The sequence below is a fragment of the Aquimarina callyspongiae genome (genome assembly GCF_034322225.1).
In the GTDB taxonomy this organism is placed as follows: domain Bacteria; phylum Bacteroidota; class Bacteroidia; order Flavobacteriales; family Flavobacteriaceae; genus Aquimarina.
In genome coordinates, this window is the sequence record NZ_JAXLPA010000002.1 from 938,962 (window position 1) to 965,050 (window position 26,089).

Sequence of the window (26,089 nt, forward strand, 5' to 3'; positions counted from 1 at the left end):
TTACTTTATGAGCAACCCTATATCTTGTTTTATTGTTGAAGATGATCCACAAGCATTACAATACGCCACTTCTATTATTCAAGAATATGGCCAAATTGATATTTTAGGTCATTCAGAAAGTATCCATGAAGCTGCTTCTCTAATAAAAAAAATAAAACCTGATTTTATTCTACTTGATGTATTTCTTACAGATGGTACTGCTTTTGATTTTCTTAAATCATTCGACAATATAGAATTCAGAATTATATTCACTACCTCGTTTGCAAAATATGCTATTGATGCTTTTAGATTTAGCGCAATAGATTATCTTTTAAAACCTTATGATAAAAATGAACTACTAACAGCTTTAGAAAAAGTTTCTGAAGATCTTCATAAAAAGAACTATCAGATACAATTAGATACTTTACTACACAATTTTTCTAATTCTAAAACTCTCAAAAAAATAGTTCTTAAAAATGCGGATGCTATTCACGTAATAGCGCTAGAAGATATTTTATTTGCTAGATCAGATAATAACTATACCACTTTCCACCTCTCTGGTAAAACAGAAATATTAGTCTCACAACCTTTAAAATCATACGATAAAAAGCTAAAGGACTCTGGTTTTTTTAGAGTTCATCAAAGTTATCTGATTAATCTTATCCATATATCTTTATTTGACAAACGTAATGAAGAAGTAATCTTAAAACAATCACATCGCATCCCTGTAGCGCAGAGCAGAAAAAAGAGTTTAATTGACTATCTAGATACTCTTTTTTAGAATTCTCATAAAAACAAGCTGTTTTCTAAAAACCTTCCATTGAATTCTCATTTACAAAAAATCACTCTTTGATATGTCTTAATTTAGTTCATAGAACTAATTATTCACACTATCAAACACAAAAAAATTCAATGAAAAAAACAATCACCATAACCATAGTTCTAATGGTTATATTCTCTTGCGGAAGGGATAAAGAGAAAGAAAAAGAACCTGGATTATTTGATCTTATAGAAGGTGTTTCTGACCTTAAAAAAGTGGCTAAGGAAGCAGAAAAAATAGAAGAAGAAAACGATAAGTTATTAAAAGCAACTCCAATTTCTAAAGATGAATTGAAAGCACTTTTACCAGAAACTATTCTAGGTAGATCCAGAAAAAAATTCTCTATAGGAAATCAGTTTATGCCTGATATGAATATGGCAGAAGCCGAATATGAGGATGAAGAAGGTGCTATCATCTCCTTCTCCATTATTGATGGTGCTGGAGAAACAGGTAGCGCAATGATTACACTAGCACGTTTAGGATTCTCCAGAGATTTTGAAGAGCAAACAGATTGGGGATTCAGAAAATCAACAACTATTCAAGGATATAAGGCTGTGGAAGAAATAGAGCGTAATCAATATGATGATAGCGAAAATTCTAAAATTGAGCTTTTGATAGCTAATCGTTTTATGGTTTCACTAGAAGGAGAAAGAGTTTCTATAAATCAATTAAAAAAGGCTGTCGATGAGATTAACCTTAAAACACTGGAAAGAAAAGCTAATTAAATAATTATCAAAGGGGGAATTAAACAATGAAAAAATTAAAATTTATATCATCAATCTGTATTCTATTTACTTTATTTCAATCGTGTTATGTAATGCAAAAATCTTCTGATTTTTATGGTATTGATACATCAAATAGCAATACTCTATATTTAATAGATATTTCTGGAAGTATGGAAGGAATTGATGAAGGCTCTGTAAAAGATCAGGTAATGAGAGAAGCCAGTAACAAAGCTGGTAATGTAGTAAGTGATGCAGTAGGTGGAAAAATAGGAAACCTACTCGGAAAACAAATCACTAAACAAGCAACCAAATTAGGAGCAGTAAAAAGAAAACTTATTCCGGCAATAAAAGGTTTGCCTGATGGAAAGCAATTTGTAGTTTTTGCTTATGAAGATGATGTAAAAAAACACAAACAAGAATTTACAGCAGCTAATAATACAAATCGAACGGCAGCTAACATTTTTGTCGATAATCTCAAAGCTGGAGGAGGAACTGATACTCTTGAAGGGTTAAAAGAAGCATTGCTGGTAAACAATGTTCAAGAAATTGTATTAATGAGTGATGGTTTACCCAATGGAGGTCCTGAACAAGTATTACAGGAAATCAAGGTGCTAAACACTAATAATGTTATTATTCATACCATAGCATTTGGTGAAGATGCTGATCATAATTTTATGAGAACTCTTGCTCAGCAAAACAATGGAACTTTTGTAACCTCAAAAATGTAGATAAACATGAATAATTTACTTAAAACAGGTTTTCTAATACTATTCATTTTTGGATTAAAGTCATCTTTATTAGCACAAGAATGTAAAGCAACACTTTTTGCAAAAGAAGGAGCTGTATTAACATACACAGAGTATAACAAAAAAGGAAAAAAACTTAGTTCTACTACTCATAAAACACTATCTGTATCAGAAAATGAGGGTCTGTACAAGATACTTATTGAAGCTCAAGTAAAAAACGAAAAAGACCAAGAAACTTTTAGTACACAATATGGTGCTACTTGTCAAGATGGGTTGTTTACAATGGATATGCTTCGTTTCTTTAATTATGATAAACTTGCAGAGTATAAAGATAAAGGCTTAGAACTCAAGATTGATGGAGATGTCTTAGAGTTTCCTTATAACAGTATAGTAGGTGATCAGTTAGGTGATGGAAACATTAATATCAAAGTTAACAATAAGGGATTTACTCTGGTAACTCTTACTTTTAATGTTTTTAATAGAAAAATAGTTAGTGAAGAAAACATAACTACTCCCGCCGGCACATTTTTATGTCAGAAAGTATCCTTTGATTTCGAAAGTAAATTTGGTATTATAAAAGTAAAAGGTACAGGTGTAGAATGGTATCACGATAATGTAGTTATTATTAAATCAGAATCATATAACAAAAAAGGAAAACTCATTGGGTATACAGAATTAACAGGACTTCAATGAGTATAAAACTTTATTATAAACGATTTAATTAATGATAATAAATTACTAATATCAAAAGAGGTTAAAACTCATATTTTCTTTATAATTTAGGCACCACATTAAAAGCTCAAATCTCTATATAATTATATAGAAATTTGAGCTTTTATACTTTTGTATATATTCTTATTAACCTAATCACACACGTCATGAGAAAGATTACTATACCTATAATTCTTTTTACTCATTTGTTGGTGTCTTATCTATCATTAGGAAATATCTATTCACAAAATGAACAACTCGCGACTGATTCGGTTAAAATTGATTCTTCTTTTATTACAAAAGAAAGTTATAAAGAGGTACAAGAAGCCTTAGAAAAGGTGATTCAAACTGATCAAGATCTTGGTCAAAAATACTTTCAAATCTATTTAGAGCGAGGTATTCGAGAAAATGATGACCACATACAATTCATATCAAACTACTATTTGGGAGATATAGCGTATACAAAAGGTAACTATATTTTGGCAATACGTTATGGAAAGACTATGCTTGAACTAGCTGAAAAACAAAAAAACGATCTCAATAAAGTAACTGCTCATAATCTTATTGGTAATTCTTACTTCGAAATCAGATATTATGAAAATGCACTCAAAGAATACCTGAATGCCTATAAAATTGTTGAGAACAATAACTTCATCGATCATAAATTTCAATTACTCACCAATATCAGTAATTCTAAAACAAAAATTGGTTTATACGAAGAATCATTAGCTTCTTATGAAGAAATCATAAACCTATTAGACAAAAAAGAAAATAAAACTATTGATAATTATTATGGAACCTATTTATCTTCTATTCTTGGAGCTGGAGTATGCAATTTTAAATTAAAGAATTATGATAAAGCTATAGAATATTATTCTAAAGGTTATAAGTTATCTAATGAGTTAGAAGTAACTATTTACAAAGTTGTTTTTAATATGACCATTGGAGAAGCATATACAGAAAAAACCATGTATGATCAAGCACTATCATATCTTAATAAAGCTGAAGAACTAATAAATCGTAAGCATAAAATATTTGATCCATATTTCTATACACTTAATTATCATCTGGCAACTGTATTTTTTAAAAAAGGTGAATACAAAAAAGCGCTCGATTATTTAAATAAAAACTTCATATCAATTGATTCTAAAGAAAATGAAAAACAAATAGAGAAAATTACTGACATGTATGATTTAGCCCAGCGTTGTTCAGAAAAACTTGGAGATGTAAATCAGCAAATATATTTTGGTAATGCATATAAAAGAATCATTGATCTAAGGCATAAGGACGATATACAAACAAGAGATCAATTATATGACTACAATTTGATTACCCTAGAAGAAAAAAATAAAGATCTTTTGTCTCAAAACTCCGTATATATTATTGGGCTTATTACTGCCCTCCTATTGATTATTGTTCTATTATTTTATCATAACAGAAAACAGTACCAAAATAAATTAGCGTTCAAAGAGCTACAAAATAAAATAGAAGAACCTATTAACAAACCGATTATTACAGCAAAAAAAGAGTTTGTTACAGATAAAAAGGTTCGAGAAATTTTTGACCAACTTAAAACATTAGAATCTACTAATTTTTTCTTGGCTCAAGATTGTAATTTATATACAACCGCAAAAAAGATAAATACAAATACTACATATTTATCAAAAATCATGAATGAATACAGAGAACAATCATTCAATGATTACATTAATGAATTAAGAATAAAACACTGTTGTCAACAGTTAAATACGAATCAAAAATTTTTGTCATACACTATTAAAGCTATAGCAGGTGAATTGGGCTATAAAAGCGTTAACACCTTTGCTTCTGCCTTCAAGAAACATACGGGTTTGACACATTCATACTACATTAAGCAAATACAAAAAAGTTAGATAGTATTTTGAGTATTTTTTAATTCAAAATAGTGTCAATTTTATAAAATTGATGAAATTAATTATAGAATATATCTTCTGTTTTTGAGAATCTTGTACTTTTAAATGATTATATTTTAAAGTGGTGTTTTAACCTACACTCCATTACAATAGCTTAACAATATCAAACTCTAAACTTAAGTCTAATGCAAATAAGAATTTCTTATTTTTTGCTATTCCTTGTTTTAGCAATAACTCCCTATTCTTTTTCTAATTCGCCTGAATTTTGTTTCGAACCGTTAAAACCAAATAGTCCATTTGTCAACCATGAAACTAGGTTTATAGACGTAACAATTGAAATATATCAAAATACAGCAAAAATTATTACCCCTGATTATACCAACGTAAGGATAGCGCGACTCAATAATATTCCTGTTAGAATATCTTTAGATTATAAAGTAACAAGTACTAATCTTGGTGATTTTCGATTGGCGATAAGGTCTCCTGGCACCACCTTGGTTCCTGTAAAAATACCACCTCCGCCTCCGCCTCCACCGCCATCAACTTTTATTGCTGATACCGCTGATAATGAAAATGACTCATCAAATGTTTGGCTCACAAAATATATTGATGGAAGCAGATTAAGTGCAGGTAACCATACTATGAGGTTTATACTAGAAAAATGCGACATTCGTAAAGATTGTTATAGTACTGATGATTTACCTCCAGAAAATGAAATCGATAGAAATAGCGCTCGTTTTGAAGTGTATGACCTGGTAGATTTGTATTTTGATTCAAGCTATTGGATTCCTCATGATACTCCAGACAGTTTTATTATAAAATATATAATTGCTAATGGAGCAAGAGATCCTATTAACCAATCTTCAAAAATTCACTTCTATAAATCTGTAGATACAAAATTAGATAATCAAGATGTATTGTTTGAAACCAAAGTTTTAAGGAGAATTAGTAATTCTGATTATGTCGAAATGGATCTGGAGGTAGACAAATTAACCCATGAAAAACTAATAGGTTTTAATATTATTTGCAAGTTAGATGGAGAAGATATTATTGACGAATTGAACGAAAATAACAACACACTTAGTCACTTCATTACTTCATTTAAAGACTTAGAAATAAAAAACATTACGGTTTCTCGCCCTACAGGATCAAAAGTACCTATTATCTGTACAGTAAAAAATAACGAAGAACTTCCTGTTTTAGATATTTCTATAACCAATTTATACCTCAATGATTCTAACTCTACACGTCCTAAGTTACTAGAAAGCAAAAAACTAGAACCTGTTATGGCAAATAATGAACAAAGCGTAATATTTTATATTGATAAAGATTATTATATCACTTATTTGGCAGGAAATATACTAAGTATTACAATTGATAGTGATAAACAAATTATTGAAACAAATGAAAATAATAACATTGAAAAGTTTTATGCTCCATTTATTAGAGGCAAAAACGACTTTAAAGCAAATTCAAATTTTAAATTATCAAATATAGAAAAAGAAGAACCTCAATTACTTTCAAATACTATACAACAGCCTTATCCAAACCCTTTTACAAAAGAAATTACATTTTCATTTAAAGTATTAAACAAAAAATCCACTATAATTCTTACTATTTATGATTCAAAAGGGATGATTGTTGATCAATTTTCTCCAGAAAAACAGCTAGATAAGAGGAAACTAATAACGTATCAAAATATTGATTTACCCATAGGATTATATTTTTATCATTTACAAATTGATGATAAACTATATAAAGGATCTATTTTAAAAAAATGATTTAAATAGAACTAAATAATACATTTAATTTACCTATAAATTTACTTAAAAAGGTTGTCTAAAAATCATTAGACAACCTTTTTAAGTAATATACATAAAGCATATTTCATACCTTAATTTTTCTCAATAAACAATAACGTCAAATTTATAAAACTGACTCACCTACCCTTTTAAAATCAATGATTTGCATATAGTTTTACAAAAGCATTCTAGTCGACGAGAATCATAAACTTTTAAAACACAAATTATAAATTATGAAAACAAATGCAATCAAAATAGTGTTTATCATAACACTACTGATAGGAGCTATCAGCTGTCAAAAAGAAGATGATGTTTTTATCGAAAATGAATCTCTTATTGAAAATGAAAACCTTGAATTAGATTCGCAAAAAAGTGCAAATGATGTACAAGTTGTATGTTCTATTGACGGAATTCCGCCAGGGTTTAAGGTTGAAGAATATTTAACCATACCCAGATGTCCTAATGTAAATTTATTCTTAGGTAGATATAATGCTGCCATAGTTTCTAGAGATGGTACTCCAAAAATATTTAGAGCAGGTGCTGGATGTGATGACAACTATTGTATATGGATCGTTGGAGACAATTTTGAAAGCAATGCTTATGTCGATATTCGTACTACTACAGGCTCTAGTATCATTGGTACTTATAGAGGTTCTAATCGCCAGCAATATGTAAATGCTCAAGGGCAAGATGTTATAACATTGCGTTTAGGAAGTGCATTCGAAAGAACAGAATTTGCAAGTCGTGGTTTACGAATTTGGGTAGTTAATCCAGAAGCCAGAAAATGGGCTGATGGTAGAACCGTAAGAAGACCTAACGATCATATTGATCCACCTTGTGATCCTATTTGTCCATAATAAACACTCAACAACTTATACCAATAGAATTGGTATAAGTTGTTGAAAACACAAAGGCGGTTCCAGAAAAGCCTTAACAGAGTAAGGATCATTTATTATAACCAAAACATGAAAAATATATTCACTATAATCATCGTATTATTCATTACATTTTCAGGGATACAAATCCATGCACAAAATACTTTTCCTTCAAATGGAAATGTTGGAATAGGAACCACAAGTCCTAAACAAAAACTACATGTACACTCAATAAATCCTGCTTCTTTTACCTTGTTATCGGGAACGGCTCCTGGTATATTATTCTCTCCTACTTCAACAGCAAGTTTTGGAGTTGCAGCCATAGGTTTATCAACTAGTAGTGCACATTATCATTCAAGTTCTTCTTCTGGGGATTTTAATATCCGCAGTGCCGGCGGAAGAGATATCGTTATTGGTACTCTTGCCTCTTCAAACTCTACTAATGGAACCGAAAGAATGCGAATTAAAAATAACGGTAATGTAGGAATTGGAACCTCTAATCCTGTTTATAAATTTCAAGCCCAAGGAGATATCTATGCTAACGGGGGTTGGTTAAGAGCATCTGGAAATAACGGAATATTATTTCAATCTCACGGAGGTGGTTTTCGTATGACTGATGGTAATTGGATCAGGACTTATGGTAATAAGAACTTTTATCATAATACTGGTGTAATGAGAACAGATGGACAGCTACAGGTAGGACCAGCTGGAAATCGTTTTATTGTTAATCAAAATGGTAATGTAGGTATTGGAACTGGCGCAGATACCAGTAACTATAAATTGGCGGTAAAAGGAAAGGTACTTGCAGAAGAACTTAAAATAAGAACATATGCAAACTGGCCTGATTATGTATTTAATCACAATTATAAATTAAAAACACTACAGGAAGTAGAAAACCACATTAATACAAATGGTCATTTACCTAATATACCGTCTGCAAAAGAAATTAAAGATAACGGAATAAGTGTGGGAGAAATGAATGCTAAGCTCTTAGAAAAAATTGAGGAACTTACATTATACCTTATCAAACAACAAAAAGATATTGAGTCTCTAAAGAAATCTAACCTTTCGTTGATGAATTCCATAAAGACAGGAAACTAGGATTGGAATAATTTAATAATGAATTAAAATTATGTATTATGAAAAAACTATTTTTTTTGTTGTGTTCTGTGTTTCTCTTTTTAGGGAGTTCTAGTATACAAGCTCAAGTTTCTTCTGAAACGAATTTCTATTATTACAAAGGAGAAAAATTTTATTTAGAGGTTGATTATAGCACCATTTCGGTTAGCTTAAAAAAACCAGAAGTAAATTTTCTCAATTCAAATCAATCTTTAAATGTAAAAACCACAGAAATTATTGAGGATTACACCAGGAGTAATGTAGTTATTGTAGATCAATTAGCGAGTCAGCATAGTAATATTAAAACCTTTTATTTAGAAACCCTTTATGGAAATCAATTATCCCAAAACAGCTATTATGAGGAGATAAAGGCTTATAAATCTCATCCAAATGTGTTGTATGCCTCTCCAACTTTTATTAATAAAGAAGGGAATAAAATTGGTTTGTCAAGTAATTTTTACGTCAAACTAAAAACGGAAAAGGACATCGACAAGCTTTATAAGATGGCAGAGGTAGAAAATGTAGAAATATTAGGTCACAATAAATTTATGCCACTTTGGTTCTCTATATCCATAAAGGAGGATTCAAAACTGAATGCACTACATATGGCAAATATATTCTATGAATCTGGAGTTTTTGAAGCTACAGAGCCTGCATTTATATGTCATGACCTTGCAAATTCTAATGACCCATTATTCAATAATCAATGGACATTGAATAATACTGGACAAAATGGTGGAGTTAAGGGTATTGATATTAATGTTGAACAAGCTTGGAATCTATCCACCGGTAACAATACTACTGTTGCAGTAATAGATCAAGGAATCGAAATGACGCATCCTGATCTCCAAGCTAATATACTAGGTGCTGGATTTGATGCACAAACTAACTCTACGCCATCCATGGTAAGAGGAAATCACGGGACTGCCTGTGCCGGAATTATTGGTGCTATAACGGATAACCAACTTGGAGTCGCTGGAATTGCCCCCTCTTCAGATTTAATTTCAATAAGTGTGAGCTTTTCTGGTACTACCTATCAGATGTTAGCAGATGGCATGAATTGGGCCTGGCAAAATGGTGCAGATGTAATCAGTAACTCCTGGGGAGGAGGAACACCTAGTAGTATATTTGATGACGCAGTAGATAGTGCCTTGGCTCTTGGACGAAATGGCTTGGGAAGTATTGTGGTTTTTTCTAGCGGAAATGATAATGTAAATGGTGCTCAGTATCCTTCCAATTCAAATCCCCTGATATTATGTGTTGGAGCAATTGATCGATGTGGAATACGATCAGGAAGAATAGATATTGTTCCTGATTCTTGCGATCCTTGGTGTTCAAATTGCCGCCAGGGAAGTAGTTTTGGTCTTCCACTTGATGTAGTAGGTGGTGGAACTACTGTACCAACTACAGATTTACAAGGCAATGCAGGGTACTCTAATAACGATTATACTTTGGATTTCGGAGGGACTTCTGCAGCTTGCCCCTTTGTAGCAGGCGTAGCAGCATTGGTTTTAAGTGAAAATCCAGGCTTAACCGTCCAAGAGGTAAATACAATCATAGAACAATCTGCACAAAAGATAAGAACGGATCAATATGTCTATACTAATACAGGAGGTCGACCCAATGGAATCTGGAATAATGAATTGGGGTACGGTTTAGTAGATGCTTATCAAGCAGTATTGGCAGCTCAAACTTCAGAATGTGAAGAGAATATTATTATTACGCAAAATGTAAGCGCAGGACAAAACGATACGCATGAAGCATCAAACTCAATAATAGCTAAAAACACAATTTTTAACAATGCAACTGCTTCTTATAAAGCGGGATTCGAAGTTACTCTATTACCAAATTTTGATGCAGCTTCTGGAGCAGACTTTACAGCTCTAATTGGTGAATGCTCAAATACTCAAAATGAAGTTATAAGTGCTCGTCAAAAAAGCAAAATAACGTATGCTTTTATTGAAAATGAAAAGTCAGCGTCAGTCAATTATAATACCGATAACGATCTAATTATATATCCAAATCCTGCAAAAGACAGAATAGTAATTGATTACCCATTTAAAAATGATAATCAATATACTGTTGAATTGTATGATTATTTAGGTAAGAAAATAATATCTCACAAAGTAGAGAAGCAAGATAACATTATACATTTATCAGATCTTTCTAATGGTTTATACTTTGTAAAATTTATTGATAATACCAAATTAATCACAAAAGAGATATTGATTTCCAGATAGTTTTTTTTGATTGATTATAGTACCGCATTTTGTTTAATTTGATAAACAACTATTATGTTACAAAACCCGTACAGAACTATCTTGTAACAAAAATAGCGAGGTTAATTTTCTATCATTTTGATATAATTTTATTTAAAAGCAGGGATTAAAATTGCTAAAGTGTTGCTAAAAAAAGGAACATTAAATCCTATTAACAATCAAAATTTATACATTTAGCTTATACCAATTTTAATAATTAAATATATACACAATGAAAAAGAACATTTTAAACTTGAATGGAGTAAAAATTCTTAGAAAAGAAGAGCAAAAATTTGTAAATGGAGGTGGATTTGGTTTTGGTTGCCAACCACAAATTATTCAATGTAATTCTGATCGTGATTGTCCTTGTACGCCTTGTGGAGTGACAATAAATGCTAATGGAGTAGATTATTTTCTTGATATCTGCGCTTACTAAATTCACGACAACGTAAAAACAATAAAAGGATAGTTCAAAAAACTTTTGGACTATCCTTTTTTTATTTCTCTATCTTTTGAAAAACTACCAAATTTCATACGTATTTTAATATGGATATAACAACTGTTTAACATGATATTATAAAAATTTCACATTTGCTGGCATACTAAAAATCTCAATATTCTGTTAATATTGAATACATAAAAAAGCAATAAAATGAACAAACGTATTTTAAAAATTAGCTTCTTAGCAACTATTCTGGTTTCTTTCTTATTTGTAACTAGCTGTAGTGATGATGACTCTAACAACAACCCCCAATCACAGGAGATTACCCAAGCTGAGGTAAAAAGAGGGCTTGAAGTAGATAGAATTTCTAATTTTATCGATGGATTGAGTATTGACAATCTTTCTATGAATAGATCTAGTTCTAAAACAAATTCTAGATTTAGTCAACCAGGATGTCCAGATTTTAGTGTTACAGAAAATGGATATACTCTCACTTTTGACAATTGTGATGCTGGTGATGGTGAAATTATAAATGGTACCATTAACGTAAGCATTGTTATTGATAACAACACTACTACTTCTACTATTACCTTTGATAACTTAACATTTGGTGGAAATACTCTTAACGGAAGTAAAACAACATCATATACTTTAAATACCACAGATGGAGGAAGTTTTAGTTATTCTGTGACTTCTGATCTGTCTATTACTTTTGAAGATGGTACAACAGCTTCTGAAAGTGGAACAAAAACGTATGAAATTACTGATCTAAATTCTGTTGATGCTAGTTATACTATTACTGGTAACTGGACTGTAACTATTGGAGATGATAGTTATTCTCTATCTACAGATCCTTCTTTACAAGGAACTTTTAGCTGTGATTATATTACAACTGGTACTCTAATTATGACAGAGAATGGAGTATCCGCTTCCATCAATTTTGGTGATGGTACTTGTGATAATTTAGCAACGGTAACTTATCCTGATGGAACTTCTGAAGAAATTGAGCTATAAACCAAATAAGGTGATATAGCCATCCTCTAGATAAATAAGTAAAAATCCGTAGTTTTTTTAAACTACGGATTTTTTAATACTTGTGTTTTAACGTTTAGGTATCGTAATTAATTTTGTTTGTCTTTCATTAACATACCTAAATCCTTTATCTCCCCAGAATCCAGCTTCTTCAAGCATGATTCTAATATCTTTTTTCCACTCTGGAATGGTGACCGTTGTATTTAATTCAATAGCATACACTGTATTTTCATATAATGGATAGTCTCCTGTTACAGGAACTCCGCCTTGAGAGTCCCACATCCCAATTGTTGTTCCAGATGAATGTCCATACAATCCTAAAGGGTGCGTATATATAGCTGGTTTCAATCCTTCTTCTTTCCCTTCTTTTAAAGATTTTAACAAGATCTCATTTCCGGTTTTTCCAGTTTCAAAGTTGGCAGTAAAAATATCCTGTACCCTATTACCATCTGCAAAAGCTTTTACTAAAAATCCTGGTGGAGCGGTTTCTTCATTCTTAAGTATATATGCGTGTTGTTGACAATCAGTATTCAGTCTCAAATATGTAATCCCAAAATCACAATGTATCAAGTCTCCTTTTATAATGATTTTATCATCAGGTCTATTTGAAAAAGATTCAATATGACTTTCTAAATTCTCTCCAGTTCTTTGAATATCTACTGTAGGGTGAAACCAAGTTCTAAGCCCCATATCAGTAACCTTTTGTCGAAGCCACCACTCTACATCATCTGTAGTAGTAGTACCTGGTTTAATTACAGCTGTACTAAACGCTTCTGCAATAATATCATGAGTTATTTTTACCAATTCTTTATAAATCTCCATCTCCTGAGGTGTTCTGGTTTCAATCCAGGCAATAGCTAATTTTTCTGCCGAAGTGATTTTTGGTTTATAATCTTCTGGTAAAGCAGCCATAAACTCTTCATAATCTGTTTTTACAACACCATCTACAATACCAAAATGTTTAGAATAATTGATCCCGATCTTTTGAGGATTTCTTTCTTTGATAATATTTACTAAAGCTTTCCATTGATCTGGTTCTTTCTCTTTGTCCCAGGCAGAATCGATATATTTACCCACGTTATACCTGGCGACGGCCAATTTTTCTATTGTATTTTTAGTTTTATCTCTATAAAAAACTAAAATAGTTCTTCTCCTGGCATTTAACCAAGACGCTGGCAGCATCGTTTTAAGTACTGGATCTTCATTATACTCTCGTGATATTAAAATCCACATGTCAAACTCTGTTTTATCCATCAATTGAGGTAAAAGAGTATTAAACCTGTCTGATAGAATCATATCTATAGCATCTGCTCTATCTCTTTCTGAAAGAATTTGAGCTTGCATAGTTGACATAAAAAGTAAAGTAATGATTAAGAGTTTTTTCATTTGTTATTGAGTATAGGTTAAATTTTAAAAGAGGCAAAAAGTTTAGAATTACTAATTCTTTCTAAATTGATGATATATGTGTTTAATTTTTCTTCTTTATAACCATAGTTAGTATATACTTTTATTTTAAGAAATTTAGGATATTTTATATCAGGAGTCTTTTGATTAGGAATTATTAAATTGAGATACCACTCTCCTTTCTCAACATCAGATAACACGAATTCTTCTGAGTTATACCCTTCTTTAAGTTCCTGTGCTAATACATTTTTATTCTTTTCTAACGTATGGCTTAATATAAAATATTGTTTTTTTTGATTGATATATTGTAATTCATATTCCGTTTGCGGATGAGACCAATTGACCACTACTCTAAGATCGTATTTTGGAATCGTAAAATATTTAGGGTCAATTTTTTTTGTTTTCCAAGTATTATCTCTTTTGAATAGCAAACCTTTAAAATCGTTAGATATTTGATTTTGTAACCCATTAAATGAAATGATATCTTGTATTTTATTATTTGTTATTTTTTTGAATAAATCGATAGATTTTTGATATTCTTTTCCATTAGAATATATGTTTGCCAGATCCAAATGTGCTTGTGATAAAGAAGGAGAAATTTTGACAATACGTTTATAAACCATCATAGCCTCCTCATATAATCCATGATTCTCTAAATTAAAAGCCATAATTTTTAATACTGAAGTATCATTAGGATATTTTTCGGCTAAATTAGATAAAATTCTTATTCCTTTTTCTTTCTCTCCTTCATCAAAGAAGTGCAAAGATGATTCTACATAATATGTAATGTTATCAATGTTTTGCTCTCGTTTATCAAGATAATGGGTATATGCTTTATCTATATCTGTAATACTTTTTAACATCTTGATATAACCAGAGTTTTGTTGGTTTGCAATCGTAAGTGGAGATGTAAACATTTTATACTCTATTTTAAGAGGTTCATCTGTTTCTTCTTTTGCCCCTGTATATTTGTTTACTGATGTTTTGGTAGTAATTAAAATAACTCCATTCCGGCCCGTAGTTCCGTAACGGTTAGTAGCTGCCAATCCCTTTAACACAGTAATGTTTGCAATATTATTGGGATCAACAACATCGGTAGGTTTCTTGTTAGCTTGACTTACCCCACTTTGTGGTAAAGGAACACCATCTATAACAAATAGAGGATGATTACTTCCTATAAATGAATCAAACCCACGTATAATTGCCTGTCCCGGATCATTGTTATTACCCATTTGTAATCCAGAAACTTTTCCGGCCAAAGATTCTCCTAAATCTATTTCATCGCCACTAATATCATCAGAGTCTATACTTTGTACACTATATCCCAATGATTTTTTATCAACTATTCTATCCCCAACATTAACTTTTTTATCTTCTTCTTTACTTTCTACGGTTTTAATAAATACAGTATCCAACTCATTATCAACATCCTGTAATTGCACGTTAATTATTTTCTCATTTCCCAGCTCTATTGTGGCGTTTTTTTTGTTACGATAGCTAAAAGTCAATACATCTTTTGGTTCTGCTGTTATAGTATAGCTACCATCACTTGCCGTTATAGTTGTTATATTTTTACCTTGTACAATAACATTTGCGTTTCTTAATACTCCCAGTTCATCACTAACTATACCTTGAATATAGTTCTTATCAACTTCTACTTTAGTTACGAATTTTAATTTTGGCAGCGTTTTCTCTTCCTTAAGTGCTTTAATAGAAGATGGAATATCAGACTCTAACAAATTAATATAATATCCTCTATTATAATATGCTGTTTCGTGCAAGAATTTTTTATTAATATTAGCTTGACTACTTACCGTAATAATTTTAGGACTGTATAGGCTTGCTTCAAAATCCCCAAAATTACTTTTCCCGTCTGTAAATAAAAATAATAGATCTGTGGTTAATTCTGTATTGACTAATTTAAAATCTGATCCTCCATCATATATTACATTACTAAGTTGGTTACGCAAAGAAGACCAATCTGAGGATTTTAAGGTGATTTCTTTATTAGAAACTACTGAGGAGTTAAAAATAACAACCTGTACTTTTGAAATAGTATTTGCTTTAAAAAAGGCATCAAGAAATTCAAATTCTTTTTGAACGTTCTTATCTTTTTGCGAAAGAGAAGCATCCCAATAGACAACTATACTATTAACTTTTTGTTTTAAGATTCCGTTATTAGCCATAACTCCAGAAATACAGAAAGAAATAACTAACAATATCAATAGCCTTTTCATAGTATAAATTTGTGTTAAAAAATAAATATAGGTAAAAAAAGAAGCGCCTGCAAAACTATACAGACGCTTCCTTTATTAAAGCAGATTACTTACACTATCGTATTACAATCCTTGATAACTATTTATCAATCTAACAAACTCACTTCGATACCCTTGTTCATCTTTACCTTTATTAGAAGAAGCAAGAGTAGTAATATCTTCAATATTCTGGTTTTTTACATATTTTGATTTTCTTAATAGCATTCCAAACCAAGCCACAGACGCAGCAAATTTAAAATCTTCTGAAACTGTTGGGTTCTCCTTTATATTTAAGACATGTGTCATCTCTACACTTCTATTTTTTTGAGGTTTTTTATATCTAAATTTAACGGTCAGCAATTCATCTCCATACGCTGTATTTGTTTTTGCTTCAGTATATTTGAGATTAGCAACATTTTTGACATACTCGCTTTTTACTCCAACTGGTATAACTTCATACAATGCCGTCACTGTATGACCACTACCTAGTTCTCCAGCGTCCTTAGTATCATCAATAAAATCTTCATCTGCTAATAGTCTGTTCTCATATCCAATCAGTCTATATGCTTGTATCTTACCAGGGTTAAATTCTACCTGGATTTTAACATCCTTTGCTATCGTATATAATGTACCTCCAAATTCTTTCCCCAGAACTAATTGAGCTTCTTGCATAGTGTCAATATAAGCGTGGTTTCCATTTCCTTTATCTGCTAACGTTTCTAATTTACTGTCTTTATAATTCCCCATTCCAAAGCCAAGACAGGTAAGAAAAACTCCTGATTGACGTTTTTCCAGAATTAGATCTTTCATATCCTTATCACTACTCATACCCACATTAAAATCACCATCTGTTGCCAAAATGACTCTATTATTACCATTTTTAATAAAATTCTCTTTTGCAATTTTATAGGCTAGTTTGATACCTTCTCCTCCAGCTGTAGAGCCTCCTGCCTCCAGGTTTTGAAGAGATTCTATAATTTTATTTTTATGAGCTCCAGAAGTCGGTTTTAAAACCATTCCTGCTGCTCCTGCATACACTACTATCGATACCTTATCTTTTTCTCTTAATTGATTTACTAATAATTTAAAAGCGTTTTTAAGAAGTGGTAATTTATTAGAACTCCCCATTGATCCGGATACATCAATCAGAAAAACAAGGTTTGATGCTGGAATTTCATTTTTTGGAACCTCTTTCCCCTTTAATCCTATTTTTACCAATTGCGTTCCTTTATTCCACGGTGATGCAGAATATTCTGTATGTATTGCGAATGGGTGAACATCTGTAGGTTGTGGATAGTTATATGAAAAATAATTTACCATTTCTTCAATCTTTACTGCATCTGCAGGTATTTTATCACCTGCATTGATCATTCTTCTAATGTTACTATAAGAAGCTTTATCGACATCAATAGAAAAGGTTGAAAGTGGCGTTGTATGTACTCTTTTAAAATCATTCTCAATAATCTCTTTATAAGATTCATTATTCACTCTATAATTTCCTGCATGAGTGGTTATTACCACACAGCCATGTTTTGCTTTACTCCCAAAAATAGAAGAAGCCTGTGCTCTTTTATAAACTTTGACTTTTGAAATTTTATCAGGATTCAATACTCTGATGGCTTCGATATCCTTCTTCTCTATAGGTACCCCATCTACAATATATAAAGGTTGTTTATTATTAGAAATAGAACTCAACCCTCTGATCATTACACTTTTGCTATCTGAATTTTGGGAGATAGCTACTCCAGAAACTCTACCATTGAGGTTTGTTTTTATACGCTTTTTACGTCTGTTTGATTTACGTCTGGAAATAGATTGATTTCCAACTTTAGATACCGTATACCCTAAAGATTTTCTTGTTCTTTTCACTGCTTTAGTAGTAACAACAACTTCTTCTAGAAGTGATAAAGAAGGAACCATTTGAACGTCTATTACCTTAGATTCTGAAGTTACTTTTACTTCCTGTAATTCATATCCAATAAAACCAAATTGCAGGATATCATTAACATTGGCCGTAATTGTGTACTTTCCATCAAAATTGGTTTGCGTACCAATGGTACTCCCTTTAATTACAACATTTACTCCAGGTAATGAAATATTTGATTCATCGCTAACAGTACCAGAAATTTTTATTTGCTGTGCATATGATATTCCTGTTATAAACAGTAAAATCAATAAGTAGTTTAGTTGTCTCATAATTCAATTAGTTTATAATTATGAGTTAAAACTAAATTTCACATCACAAGATAACAACGTGAAATGAGGGAAGACACACTATCAATGAGTAAAGCACTACTATTTTTAAATATCACTTAAAACCAACTCCAAAGTTTTATTCCTTTGTATTTTACCGGTTTCAGTTTCTATAAACTGTGAAATAAAGAAGATATCCTTTGGGATTTCATATTTTGACATACTTTTCAGTGAATGTAATGCTTCTTTTAATGTGAGATATGCGATTTTATCATAATCACGTTCTACAATCAATACAACTTTTTGCCCCAAAGCATCATCAGCAATACCGGCAATAAAAAACCGTTGTCCTATTAGTTGCTGTAATTTGGTTTCTATCTCTTCAGGGTACAATTTTATACCTCCACTATTAATAACATTATCATATCGACCTTTCCAAATAAACTTTTTATATGTTTTTAACGTAACAATATCATTTGTCACTATGGTTTCATCATTAAGCTGAGGTGCTTTTATAACCAAACAATCTCTATCATCCGTTGAAAGAGTAATGTTAGGAAGTGCTTTAAAATATTTAGCGTCTTTTTTATCCTTTTTTTTAGGGTTAACCCTTCTGGCAGCTATATGAGTAACCGTTTCTGTCATTCCGTAGGTTTCAAAAACTTTGGTTTTAATACCTTGCACTAGTTCTTTAAGGTTTTCTGAAACATTTCCTCCTCCTACGATTAACTTTTTAATAAGATGTAGTCTATTTAAGGAGTTATCAAGCTGAAGAGGGACCATTGCACAAAAATCATATTGCTTATATAACGTATCCAAAGGGTTTGTACGTGGAGGAACCATATCAATTTTCCATCCCAGAACCATCGCTCTGACCAACATCATTTTTCCCGCTATATAACCTGCAGAAAGACACAATAAAGCTGTTGTACTTTCTTCTACCTTAAAAAACTTACCGGTAGCCTTTGCACTATTAATCATATGTTGTTTATACACCTTAATTCTTTTGGGGGTTCCGGTAGAACCTGAAGTGTTAACAAGTATATAATCTTTATCATTAAGCCAATCAAGCAAAAAACTTCCTGCCTCCTGTTCGTAAACCTCACCCTCTTTAACAAAATTGTAAGCGATACGTTTCAGAAGTTCATTATCTGCAAGTTGCTGATTTATAGCAAATTTATCGTGTATTTTGGGTATAGAAAATGTACTCATAGATTGCATACTCAAATTTCTACTTTCTATCATACCATAAGGTTATAAATACGTAAAGAATATATTAAAATTACGTTAAATCCCTGGTTGTATTATAATCTCTTACTTTACCAAATAGCTTGCCTTTCCAATCTGTCCATTTATATTTCTTTGCCATTATTAAAAGGTATATTGGATAAAGTATAATTACTGGCATAATGATATCTATTCCTGCTGAAGGTTCTGAAGTATCAAGAAATATAGCATTGGTCTGAAAAGCACTCCAATCTGTAGTAACTAACATCGCTGCAATAATGTTATTAGCTGCATGAAACCCTAGTGCCAACTCCATTCCCTCATCCATTAACGTCATAATTCCTAATAAGAAACCAGTCCCTATATAAAACACCATCATAATGCTACCCAGTTTTTCAACTTCAGGATTTAATCCGTGTAATAAACCAAAGGTAACAGAAGTAATAACCAATGGAATCCATTTATTATTTGCTAATACTCCAATCCCTTGCATTAAATAACCTCGAAAAAAATATTCTTCAAAACTCGTTTGAAAAGGCAATAAAAGTAATGAGATTGCAGCCAATATTAAAAAGGGAACAGGCTTAAAATTTAATTGATATACTTCTGGTTCAGCAAAATAGCTTAAAAGAAAAAATACAATACTCACTGAAGTTACTAAGAAGAATGAAAACCATATTCGTTTCCAATCTGTTTTTCTACGAGAAGTAGTAAGTTCTTTAAATTTTTGATTATGTAATAGTTTAGCTACCAACCATATTCCTAATAACCCTATTGCAAAACTAAGAACTACCAAGAATAAAAATAAATTAGAATCTATACCCAAAGAAGTAAAATTTGTTGTTGCCGCCTCGGTAAAACTCTCTAAGCTACCTGCTTTTATAAATGCAGTAATGGTAAGAGGTATAGGTCCAATTATTTGCCAGAAAATAAAAATTATGAGTGCTCCCACAAAATATCTCCACCAGTCATGTTTTATATTAAAAGCTTGTGCTATGTACATGTATCTTATTTAGTTAATATAATTAATATTCCATTCTTTATTAGCTCTATATTTTAAAGAACCTTGCTCTACCGCCAATGGAGATTCGATATTATTAGTATACAAACCTCCTGTTCCTAAGCCTTGTGGCATACTATTATTTAAAATATAGGTAAACTGTGCTATTGCATTTAAACCTATATTACTCTCTAAAGCACTAGTAATCCACCATCCTATCTCTAATTCATTTGCCAGATCTATCCATTCTGTGGTTCCTTTAAACCCTCCTATCAAACTTGGCTTAAGAATAATATATTGTGGTTGTATTGTTTGTAGCAACTTTCTCTTTTCTGTTACATTAAAAACCCCAATTAATTCTTCATCCAAGGCAATAGGTATTGGTTTTTTTTTGCAAAGTTCAAACATTTCTTCTGTTTGGCCTTGGCGAATAGGTTGTTCTATACTATGCAAATTATAAATAGAAAGTTGTTTCAATTTTTCTAATGCTTCATTTGGTTTAAAAGCGCCATTTGCATCTACCCTCAACTCGATTACATCAGAAGGAAACTGAGATCTGATAGAAGATAACAAGCTTAATTCTGTATCAAAATCTATTGCTCCTATTTTCATCTTGATACAATCAAAACCCTGACCTAGTTTTTCTTCTACCTGAGTTTTCATGTAATCCTTATCTCCCATCCATATCAATCCGTTAATAGGTATATGATCGATACCATCGGTAAAATCAGATGGAAATAATATAAATGGTGAATCACTTTCTAATGAACGAAATGCCATTTCTACTCCAAATTGAATACTTGGGAATTCAATTAATGATTTCCACAATTTCTCAACTCCCAGATGAATATTATTACAAGTCCATTCTAACTTTTCTTCATAATCGGGTCTGTCATCGATACTTAAAGTTCTTAATATCCCACATTCTCCAATTCCTTTTTTACCTTCTGAAGAAATCACTATAAACCAGGTTTCTTTGGTTTTTAGAACTCCTCTTGAAGTACCACTTGGTCTTTTAAACTCTAGTATATGTTTATGATAAGTTGCAGTCATTATAGCTCGATACTCTCTCCTATTTCTAATAACATCAAATCTTTATTTTTTTCAAAGAATTTTTTCTTAGCATCATCATGATCTATTTCTATATATCCAAAAGTATCATAATGCACTCCAAGTATTTTATCACATTCTACAAATTCACTTGCTATAATTGCGTCATCAACTCCCATCGTAAAATTATCTCCAATAGGTAGTATTGCAAGATCTAATGTATTACCTAAAGGAATGAGTTTCATATCCATTGTTAATGCCGTATCACCTGCAATGTAAATGGTTTTATGTTCTCCTTCTATCACAAATCCTCCTGGTTGTCCACCATAGGTTCCATCAGGGAAACTACTGGTATGTATCGCATTAACATATTTTACTTTACCAAAATCAAAATTCCAACTACCTCCATGATTCATTGGATGTACCTCGATACCTTTATTTTGATAATACATTGCTATTTCATAATTCGACACAATGGTTGCACTACTGTTTTTTGCAATTGCCTCTGCATCCAGCGTATGATCTTGATGTGCATGCGTCAAAAGAACAAAATCTACTTTAAGGTCATTAATATCTACTATATCTTTGGATAGAGGATTTCCTGTAATAAATGGATCTACCAATACTTTAGTATTTTCTATTTCGATTAATAAAGTATTCTGGCCGTAAAATGTAATTTTCATTGTGTGGTATATTAAATTAATATGAACTAATCAGAAAATTTGACCTATGCTAATTAAAATAGATAGTAAAAATGTTGACAATGCAACTTTTTTAAGTTCTGGATCTAATAATTCTGATTTTTTGGTAACAACAACTTTTCTTATATGTACCAATAATGGAATAAAAGCTATTAAAAATAACAAATTCATTGTGTTTTCATAGGTAAAGTATAAAAAGGTTAGCATAGCAATCATTGCCAATATAATTAAAGAAAAGTGATAGGTTCTAGCTCTTTGAATCCCCAGTTTTACTACCAATGTATTTTTTCCAGCTTTTTTATCACTATCGTGATCTCTCATATTGTTAAGATTAAGTACCGCTGCACTTAACAACCCTATCGCAATTGCCGGAAGGAAAATAATTAAGTTCAGGTTTTTGGTATATAAAAAGTAACAACCTACAACACTTACTAACCCAAAAAAGATAAAAACAAATACATCACCTAATCCTCTATATCCATACGCTGTGTTACCCATTGTATATTTTATAGCTGCTGCTATAGAAGCCAAACCTAATACAAAGAAAAATACAGAATAGAAGAAGTAAGTGGCACCAAAGGCTTCATAAATTAATGCTATGGCAACAATAAGTGTTAGTATAGCAGTAATTACTATTCCTTTAAACATTTCTTTTTTAGTAATAGCGCCGCTCTGTAATGCCCTTTGTGGTCCTACTCTATCTTCATTATCTGTACCTTTTACACCATCTCCATAATCATTAGCAAAATTAGAAAGTATTTGAAGCCCTAATGTTGTAGCTATAGCTAACCAAAATATTAAAGTTTCTACAAAGCTTTCGTGAGCCATACTTGCCAAACCATCAAGTTCACGATCTAATAATTCAATTTTCTGGTTAAAATAATATCTATGCCCTAAAACTGCACCAACGATTATTCCAGAAACGGATAAAGGTAAAGTACGCAATCGCGCAGCAGAAATCCAGGCTTTGAATTTAGTCATTATAGAATATTTAGTTTTTCAAAGGAACACCATTTTGAGAAAAAAATAAAAATTAATTAATCAATTAATGTTAAGGAAACCCTTTTGATTTTATTAAAACGCAATATTCTACTTTTTTTATTTAATAATAGGTTATTAAGTAGGCTATTTTTATGAATTTAGCAATTACGCAATTTATCGTTTTATAAGACTTTTTTATAGATTAGCCTTTTTAAACCACTAATAACCTATGAACTATTTAAAAAGAATTATTACTGTTTTACTCTTGTGTGCTGTAATTGCTTGTAAAAATGATACTAAGAAGGAAGAAAATATACAGCCTAAGAGTTCTGAAGAAAACAATACTACTGCAAAAGAACTTCCTTTTGTATGGGAAGGCGCAAATGTATACTTTCTTTTAACCGATCGATTTCATAACGGTGATCCGACCAATGATAAAGTTCTAGATCGCACCAAAAAAACTGGCGAATTAAGAGGTTTTGAAGGAGGTGATATCAAAGGTATTATTCAAAAAATTGAAGAAGGGTATTTTAAAAACCTTGGTGTTAACGCCATCTGGTTTACGCCTGTTGTAGAACAAATTCATGGTAGTGTTGATGAAGGTACCGGAAATACTTATGCCTATCATGGATATTGGGCAAAAGACTGGACAAAAATAGATCCCAATTTTGGTACCATGAAAGATCTTAAGCAATTAGTAGAAACTGCTCATAACAATGATATTAGAATATTAATGGATGTAGTTATGAATCATACCGGTCCAGTAACAAAACAGGATCCTGTTTGGCCAGATAATTGGGTACGCACTGCACCACAATGTACTTATAAAGATTATGAAAGCGCAGTTTCTTGTACGCTGGTAAAAAACCTTCCAGATATTAGGACAGAAAATAATGAAGATGTTGAATTACCGCCAGCTTTAGTTAATAAATGGAAATCTGAAGGTAGATTAGAAATAGAAATAGCAGAGTTGGATATCTTCTTTACTAAAACAGGTCTTAAAAGATCTCCAAAAAATTATATCATTAAATGGTTAACAGATTATGTACGTGAATTAGGTATCGACGGATATCGAGTAGATACTGTAAAACACGTTGAAGAAAGTGCTTGGAGTGTTTTGGCAGAACAAGCAAAATCTGCCTTTTCTGAATGGAAATCTAAAAACCCTAATAAAGTATTAGATGATAATGAGTTTTATATGCTAGGAGAATTATATGGCTATGGAGTAAACAGAAAGCGTTTTTATCACTTTAGCGATAAAAGAGTTGATTATTTTGCCAATGGTTTTGATAATATGATCAATTTTCAATTTAAGTATGATGCCAGACAAAGTGATTATGATAATTTGTTTAGTAAGTATAGTGAATTACTACACACCAGTCTAATTGGAAAAAGTGTAATGAACTATATAACATCTCATGATGACGGAGATCCTTTTGACAAAGAACGACTCAATTCATATGAATCTGCTACCAAACTTTTGTTAACGCCAGGGATATCTCAAATATATTATGGAGATGAAACCGCCAGACCTCTTATTATTGCAGATACAGAAGGGGATGCAACTTTACGTTCTTATATGAATTGGGAAGCATTAGAAAATCCAGAAACTAAAAAGTTATTATCACATTGGCAAAAACTAGGTACATTTAGAAAAGATCATCCTGCCATTGGAGCTGGAAAGCATAAATTATTATCCTCTTCGCCTTATATTTTTTCTAGATCTTATATAAAGAATGGATATTCTGATCAAGTAATTATTGGATTAGATCTTCCAAAAGGAGAAAAATTGATACGAATCGGGGAAATTTTTCCCGAAGGATCCAAAATAAAAGACCTTTATTCTGGTGAAGAAGCTACTGTATCAGGAAATACAATAAGTATAAATTCTGAATATCAGATCGTTCTTTTGGAGCAAAAATAATAGAATATTTAATCAAATCATTATGTTTAAAACGGCTTAAAATGTATTTTAAGTCGTTTTAACTTATTATATAACTGATACTTACAACAACCAACAAAGTAAAATTATTTTAATTTAGAAATGGTATAAGAAGAACTTACCTCCTGTATTCAAGGAGGTAAGTGTTGGGGAAAACAAAAAAAGTAAGGGAAAAATTGTAATTGGAATACTTTTCAAAGATAAAAAGGATTGTAGTTATGTAGGTTACGGTTTTACCTCAAACTTTAGCAGGAATACTAGTATAAATCAAATATTTACAATTTAAAACGTTGATTATCAACACATTACATAAAATGATTTAATATGTTAATTTTGTTATTTCTCTCTTTTGTTTAACAAAATCAAAATAAATTAACTTAAAAGATTTTAAAGATATACCTAAACCACTAAATTTGTCACACTCATTTTTTAATCTCAATAATTCTATAATCTTTGGAAAATAAAAAGGCACTTAAATTAATTGATAAAATTATATCCAATCTGGATGCATCCGGAATTAATACGGATTCAATGATCGATGATCTTAAAGAACTGCGAACTTATGCTTTGGAGCAACAAGTTCCTCTAGTAGTAAAAGTACTTCGTCTTACTTATGAACATATCGAAGAAAATGATTCATTCATGATACCTATCCCGGATGATGAACCGATTGAAGACCAAGAAGTAGCAACTGTTTCTGAAACTACCTTAGATCCGGTAGAGAGTTTATCCTATATGTTGTCATTAATCAAAGATCTTAATAATAGAATGAATATTTCTGATCTTAAAGACTATAGAAATGCCTTAAATGAATTTTAAAAAAGTCATTTTAAGTAGTTAACAATATACATTTATATTAAGCCTTAGAGATAATAATTTTTATGTTCTCTAAGGTTTTTATTTTTTGTTTTTATCAGCCTTTATTCATAAAATTT

At 31.1% G+C, this 26,089-nt stretch carries 21 protein-coding genes; 13 read left to right on the forward strand and 8 right to left on the reverse strand.

Annotated features, from left to right (window positions below; translation table 11 throughout):
- Positions 1-7: 7 nt before the first annotated feature.
- The 11 genes from U0D62_RS11265 (at position 8) to U0D62_RS11315 (ending at position 12,383) form a co-directional block, all read left to right on the forward strand.
- Entirely contained in the window at positions 8-760 is a 753-nt protein-coding gene (locus U0D62_RS11265) for a LytR/AlgR family response regulator transcription factor (RefSeq protein WP_322287385.1), read from the forward strand.
- 131 nt (positions 761-891) lie between these two features.
- Positions 892-1,524 carry a hypothetical protein gene (locus U0D62_RS11270; protein ID WP_322287386.1) on the forward strand — a complete coding sequence of 211 codons (633 nt, stop codon included), beginning with the start codon at positions 892-894 and terminating at the stop codon, positions 1,522-1,524.
- A gap of 26 nt (positions 1,525-1,550) precedes the next feature.
- Positions 1,551-2,252: a VWA domain-containing protein gene (locus U0D62_RS11275; RefSeq protein ID WP_322287387.1), complete on the forward strand. Its 702-nt coding sequence runs from the start codon at positions 1,551-1,553 to the stop codon at positions 2,250-2,252.
- Between the two features lie 6 nt (positions 2,253-2,258).
- Entirely contained in the window at positions 2,259-2,963 is a 705-nt protein-coding gene (locus U0D62_RS11280; protein ID WP_322287388.1) for a TapB family protein, read from the forward strand.
- 185 nt (positions 2,964-3,148) lie between these two features.
- Entirely contained in the window at positions 3,149-4,873 is a 1,725-nt protein-coding gene (locus tag U0D62_RS11285; protein WP_322287389.1) for an AraC family transcriptional regulator, read from the forward strand.
- 185 nt (positions 4,874-5,058) lie between these two features.
- Positions 5,059-6,654, forward strand: coding sequence for a T9SS type A sorting domain-containing protein (locus U0D62_RS11290; protein WP_322287390.1), 1,596 nt, complete (start codon positions 5,059-5,061; stop codon positions 6,652-6,654).
- A 254-nt stretch (positions 6,655-6,908) separates the two neighbouring features.
- Positions 6,909-7,532: a hypothetical protein gene (locus U0D62_RS11295; RefSeq protein ID WP_322287391.1), complete on the forward strand. Its 624-nt coding sequence runs from the start codon at positions 6,909-6,911 to the stop codon at positions 7,530-7,532.
- Positions 7,533-7,640: 108 nt separating this feature from the next.
- Complete coding sequence (gene pilV / locus U0D62_RS11300) at positions 7,641-8,651, forward strand: shufflon system plasmid conjugative transfer pilus tip adhesin PilV (protein ID WP_322287392.1); 1,011 nt, start codon at positions 7,641-7,643, stop codon at positions 8,649-8,651.
- Positions 8,652-8,689: 38 nt separating this feature from the next.
- Entirely contained in the window at positions 8,690-10,909 is a 2,220-nt protein-coding gene (locus U0D62_RS11305) for a S8/S53 family peptidase (protein WP_322287393.1), read from the forward strand.
- A 250-nt stretch (positions 10,910-11,159) separates the two neighbouring features.
- Positions 11,160-11,363: a hypothetical protein gene (locus U0D62_RS11310; RefSeq protein WP_322287394.1), complete on the forward strand. Its 204-nt coding sequence runs from the start codon at positions 11,160-11,162 to the stop codon at positions 11,361-11,363.
- Positions 11,364-11,579: 216 nt separating this feature from the next.
- The gene (locus U0D62_RS11315) at positions 11,580-12,383 is read left to right on the forward strand and encodes a hypothetical protein (protein WP_322287395.1); all 804 of its coding nucleotides are present in this window, start codon (positions 11,580-11,582) and stop codon (positions 12,381-12,383) included.
- Between the two features lie 87 nt (positions 12,384-12,470).
- On the opposite strand, the gene U0D62_RS11320 is transcribed toward U0D62_RS11315, so the two are convergent.
- The 8 genes from U0D62_RS11320 to menA form a co-directional block, all read right to left on the reverse strand.
- Complete coding sequence (locus U0D62_RS11320; protein ID WP_322287396.1) at positions 12,471-13,787, reverse strand: M24 family metallopeptidase; 1,317 nt, start codon at positions 13,785-13,787, stop codon at positions 12,471-12,473.
- Positions 13,788-13,804: 17 nt separating this feature from the next.
- Complete coding sequence (locus U0D62_RS11325) at positions 13,805-16,042, reverse strand: TonB-dependent receptor plug domain-containing protein (protein ID WP_322287397.1); 2,238 nt, start codon at positions 16,040-16,042, stop codon at positions 13,805-13,807.
- 102 nt (positions 16,043-16,144) lie between these two features.
- A complete protein-coding gene (locus U0D62_RS11330; RefSeq protein ID WP_322287398.1) occupies positions 16,145-18,256 on the reverse strand; it encodes a YfbK domain-containing protein in 2,112 nt (703 codons plus the stop codon).
- Positions 18,257-18,361: 105 nt separating this feature from the next.
- The gene (locus tag U0D62_RS11335) at positions 18,362-19,498 is read right to left on the reverse strand and encodes an AMP-binding protein (protein WP_322287399.1); all 1,137 of its coding nucleotides are present in this window, start codon (positions 19,496-19,498) and stop codon (positions 18,362-18,364) included.
- A gap of 37 nt (positions 19,499-19,535) precedes the next feature.
- The gene (locus U0D62_RS11340; protein ID WP_322287400.1) at positions 19,536-20,483 is read right to left on the reverse strand and encodes a CPBP family intramembrane glutamic endopeptidase; all 948 of its coding nucleotides are present in this window, start codon (positions 20,481-20,483) and stop codon (positions 19,536-19,538) included.
- A gap of 9 nt (positions 20,484-20,492) precedes the next feature.
- Complete coding sequence (locus U0D62_RS11345) at positions 20,493-21,533, reverse strand: o-succinylbenzoate synthase (RefSeq protein ID WP_322287401.1); 1,041 nt, start codon at positions 21,531-21,533, stop codon at positions 20,493-20,495.
- Positions 21,533-22,213, reverse strand: coding sequence for a metal-dependent hydrolase (locus U0D62_RS11350; protein ID WP_322287402.1), 681 nt, complete (start codon positions 22,211-22,213; stop codon positions 21,533-21,535). The genes U0D62_RS11345 and U0D62_RS11350 overlap by 1 nt, the downstream gene beginning before the upstream one ends.
- 30 nt (positions 22,214-22,243) lie before the next feature.
- Positions 22,244-23,212, reverse strand: a complete 969-nt coding sequence (gene menA, locus U0D62_RS11355; RefSeq protein ID WP_322287403.1) for a 1,4-dihydroxy-2-naphthoate octaprenyltransferase — start codon at positions 23,210-23,212, stop codon at positions 22,244-22,246.
- A 229-nt stretch (positions 23,213-23,441) separates the two neighbouring features.
- On the opposite strand from menA, the gene U0D62_RS11360 reads away from it, so the two are divergent.
- Complete coding sequence (locus tag U0D62_RS11360; protein WP_322287404.1) at positions 23,442-25,136, forward strand: alpha-amylase family glycosyl hydrolase; 1,695 nt, start codon at positions 23,442-23,444, stop codon at positions 25,134-25,136.
- 471 nt (positions 25,137-25,607) lie between these two features.
- A complete protein-coding gene (locus U0D62_RS11365; protein ID WP_322287405.1) occupies positions 25,608-25,973 on the forward strand; it encodes a hypothetical protein in 366 nt (121 codons plus the stop codon).
- The last annotated feature ends 116 nt before the right edge of the window (positions 25,974-26,089 follow it).